General features: G+C 58.0%; 2 protein-coding genes. Both read left to right on the forward strand.

What is annotated here, in order from left to right; all coding sequences use genetic code 11:
- On the forward strand, window positions 1-2,132 hold a 2,132-nt coding region (locus tag WCO56_29240), incomplete at its 5' end, for an SEL1-like repeat protein (GenBank protein MEI7733686.1).
- A 21-nt stretch (window positions 2,133-2,153) separates the two neighbouring features.
- On the forward strand, window positions 2,154-3,341 hold the full coding sequence (locus WCO56_29245; GenBank protein ID MEI7733687.1) for a sialidase family protein: 1,188 nt from the start codon (window positions 2,154-2,156) through the stop codon (window positions 3,339-3,341).
- Window positions 3,342-3,769 lie beyond the last annotated feature (428 nt).

Genomic DNA, 3,769 nt, shown 5'->3' on the forward strand with positions numbered 1-3,769 from the left:
AAAGCGCTGTTCCTCAAACCCCGGTGCCGGAAGAACCCGCCCCCATAGTCGCCGAGGTAACAAGGCAAACCGACGTTGTACCCACCCCGATCTGCGACGAATCGCCTTCCGCAGCCCCGGAACCGATTCCGGCTCCTGCGCTGGCAATTACCGCTGCTCTGGAAATTGCGAAGGTGCCGGATGAATCCGCAATCCGCAATCCGCAATCCGCAATCTCCGAAGTCGGTCTCCTTACCTCGAAGGCCGTAAAAAACAGCGAGGAATGCGTGCCAACTCCGGTGGTCACGCCCACAACCAACGCGCCTAAAGATAGTAATTTAATGGCGGTGAGCCTTGGTTGGGTTGACCGTAAACGAAGTCGCAGTGTCCGGACTAAAAACACGCTGCTCTTGGCCGCCGTGGTGCTATTCAGCGCATTGGGAATATGGGCAGTGAAGCATTGGTGGGGAGCGGAACCAAAACCGCTGGTAAAGAATTCCCAAAAAACCAACGCACCCACCGCCAAAATGGTTATTCAAGATCCCCCGCCGCGTGAGCCACTGGATTTGCCCTCCAAGGCAATTGTCAAAGAACCTCCGCCAAAGGAGCCGATGGAGCCGCCAGCCGAGGTGAAGCATCAGCCGCTCCTGAACCGCCTCGAAGCTGCCGCCAAAAGCGGGGATAAGAATGCCGCCTTGCAACTGGGCGATTATTATTTCCTCGGGCTGGACGGGAAAGTAGATTACCAACAGGCTCTGATCTGGTATAAGTTGGCAGCGACGGCGGGGCACGCCGCCGCCAAAGGACGCATGGCTCGGTTCTGCCAGGCGTTGCCAAGCCAAACCGGCGGGCTCAAAGCGCAAGTGGAATGGCTGTTCAACGGCTTTACACCGGAAGACCCCTTTTGTCAGATGGAAGTGGGACGCCTGGCCCGTGAGGGACTGATTACCAGCGGCGAAATTGCCGATCCGGAGTTCTGGCTGAAGAAAGCCTTCCCCAAGATCAAGGCCGCCGCTGAGAATGGCGAGGTGTTCATGATGGGTTATTTGGGCTGGGCGTATCTGGAGGGTTTAGGCACAAAACCGGATGCGGTCGAGGCCGTGAAGTGGTTTCGTCAGGCCGTCGAAAAGAATAATACCGAGGCCATGAATGCACTCGGTTTGGCATATCTGCAAGGCATCGGCGCACTGCATAATCCGGTGGAAGGATTGTCCCTGCTGACCAAGGCGACGCAAGCCGGCAATGTGGATGCCATGCTATCGCTGGGCCACCTTTATAGTGCAGGCATCCAGGTCCCCCATGACGACGTCGCCGGCTTGAAGTGGTTCCGCGAGGCGGCGGCGTTGGGCAACGCGTTCGCCATGAATCTCATTGGACTTGCGTATCAACATGGCGATGGTGTGACCAAGGACGATGCGGAAGCCATCCGGTGGTTTCGCAAGGCCGCCGAGTTGGGCAACGTGCTGGCGATGTTTAACCTGGGTGGGGTTTACGAATTCGGTCTGGGCGTCGAAAAAGATGCCAACGAGGCGGTTAAATGGTATGCGCAAGCCGCAGCCTTAGGACACGCGGCGGCCATGAATAACCTGGGGAACGCCTATTACTACGGCAAGAGTGTCATCCGCGATCCGTTCGAGGCGGTTAAATGGTTTGGCCGGGCGGCACAGCGCGGACATGAGGGCGGCATGTACAATCTGGGCGTTGCCTATGAACAGGGACAAGGGGTGGTACAGGACTACAACGAAGCACTCAAACTGTATCGCAAGGCGGCGGAACTGGGAAATGTGTATGCCATGGGTAACTTGGGCATTCTCTATTACATGGGGCGCGGTGTGCCGAAAGACATGGCGGTGGCGCTCCAATGGTTCCGCAAAGCGGCGGACCTTGGCGACACCCGCTCCATGAACAACCTGGGGTGTGTTTATCAAGCTGGGGATGGCGTCAGCCGCAATCCCGTCGAGGCCGTGAACTGGTTTCGCAAGGCGTCCGAGTTGGGCAATGCCGGTGCCATGTGCAACCTGGCGTATGCGTACCAGACCGGCGAAGGGGTGGTCCTGGATCAAGCGGAGGCACTGAAGTGGTATCGCCAGGCCGCCGACCTGGGAGATTTGACCGCGTTGCGCCAATTAAAGGCATTGGGTGAAAAACGTTAAAACCAATCAGCAGCAGCTTTTATGAACACAACTTGTTCTCGCCAGAGTCGGCGCGGGTTTCTGCAAACCGCAGCGCTGGTGGGCGGGGCCACCGTCATCGGCCTGCGGCAAACGCTTCACGCCGCGCCGCCGCAAGCCACCGTGCTGGAAACCCGCATCATCAGTCAACAACCGGAATATTATCTCGGCTGGCCCACCCTGGCCCGGCGGCGCAACGGCGATTTTTTGTTGAGCTACTCTGGCGGGCGAGCGGCGCATATCTGCCCCTTTGGCCGGGTCGAGTGCATGGTCTCGCATGATCAGGGAGAAACCTGGGGCTGGCCGCAAGTGTTGCTGGATGGCCCGATTGATGATCGCGACTCGGGCGTCGTGGAAACCGCCAAGGCGAGCATTCTGGTAACCACCTTTACCTCGCTCGCATACGCCGGGATGCTCGAAAAAGCTGCCCAGAAGAAACCCGGCGAAAAAGGCGCTTGGCCCGAGGAAAAACTGCGGCAGTGGCAGGCGGCTCACCAACGCCTTTCGGCGGAACAACGGCAGGCGGAACTGGGCCAATGGATGATCCGTTCAACCGATGGCGGCGTGACCTGGTCCGCGCGCTATCCCACCATCGTCAACAGCCCGCACGGGCCAACTCAGCTCGCCGATGGCCGACTGCTATACGCGGGCAAAGAACTCTGGACCGTTGCCAGGCGGATCGGCGTTTGCGAGTCGCCGGACGACGGGCAAACCTGGCGATGGCTGGCGGAAATCCCCGCGCGCCCCGGCGATGACCCCAAACAATATCATGAGTTGCACGCCATTGAGACCCGCGATGGACGTCTGATCGCGCATATCCGCAACCACAACAAGATGGAGGCGGGGGAAACACTGCAAAGCGAGTCGACGGATGGCGGAAGAACCTGGTCGGTTCCCCATGCCATTGGGGTTTGGGGGCTGCCCTCGTTTCTGATGCGCCTGCGGGATGGCCGGTTGTTGATGACCTACGGTTATCGGCGTGTTCCGTTTGGCAATCAGGCCCGAGTGAGCGAGAATGATGGCCAATCGTGGTCCGAACCGATGACCATTTCCAGTGATGGCGCGTCCGGAGATTTGGGATATCCATCCACAGTGGAACTGGCGGATGGAGTGCTGCTCACCGTCTGGTACGAGCTGCCGAAAGACTCCACGCACGCAGTGCTGCGTCAGGCCCGGTGGAAGTTAATCTGATTGCGCCTGAAATCAGGGCTTATTCCAATGAGCTTTCAAGATGAGACAAAGGCGCGCAGGATTTTGGACGGCTGGCGAGACGCGAGCGAGGCGCATCCACGTCCCGACCTGTCGGGATAACGAGTGAGCAACGAAGCCAGCCGCCCAAAGACCGAGGCAGAATGAAAATGTTATTTTTCACGGCACCTAACGCCATGTTGAGCCAATCAAGTGGCCAGTTTCCAGGGGCCATTTGCCATGGCATTCGCTGCGGGGATCGTGGCAGGATTTTTCTTGGATGCTGCGGCCTGACATAATTTTTCGGGATCAATTCAAAAGGAGGTATTGTGGAAAAGAAGAAAAACTATCGTCTGACCTCGAATCTAAATAGTAGTAATATCAGAACAGCACAGATCCCAAATCCCCTATGGCTTCCTTAGCCGATAGTA

It is taken from the genome of Verrucomicrobiota bacterium, from assembly GCA_037139415.1.
Taxonomy (GTDB): Bacteria; Verrucomicrobiota; Verrucomicrobiia; order Limisphaerales; family Fontisphaeraceae; genus JBAXGN01.

Bases quoted from the DNA above. Each gene is read 5' to 3' on its own strand.
- WCO56_29245 (MEI7733687.1), top strand. From the start codon at position 2,154: ATGAACACAACTTGTTCTCGCCAGAGTCGGCGCGGGTTTCTGCAAACC.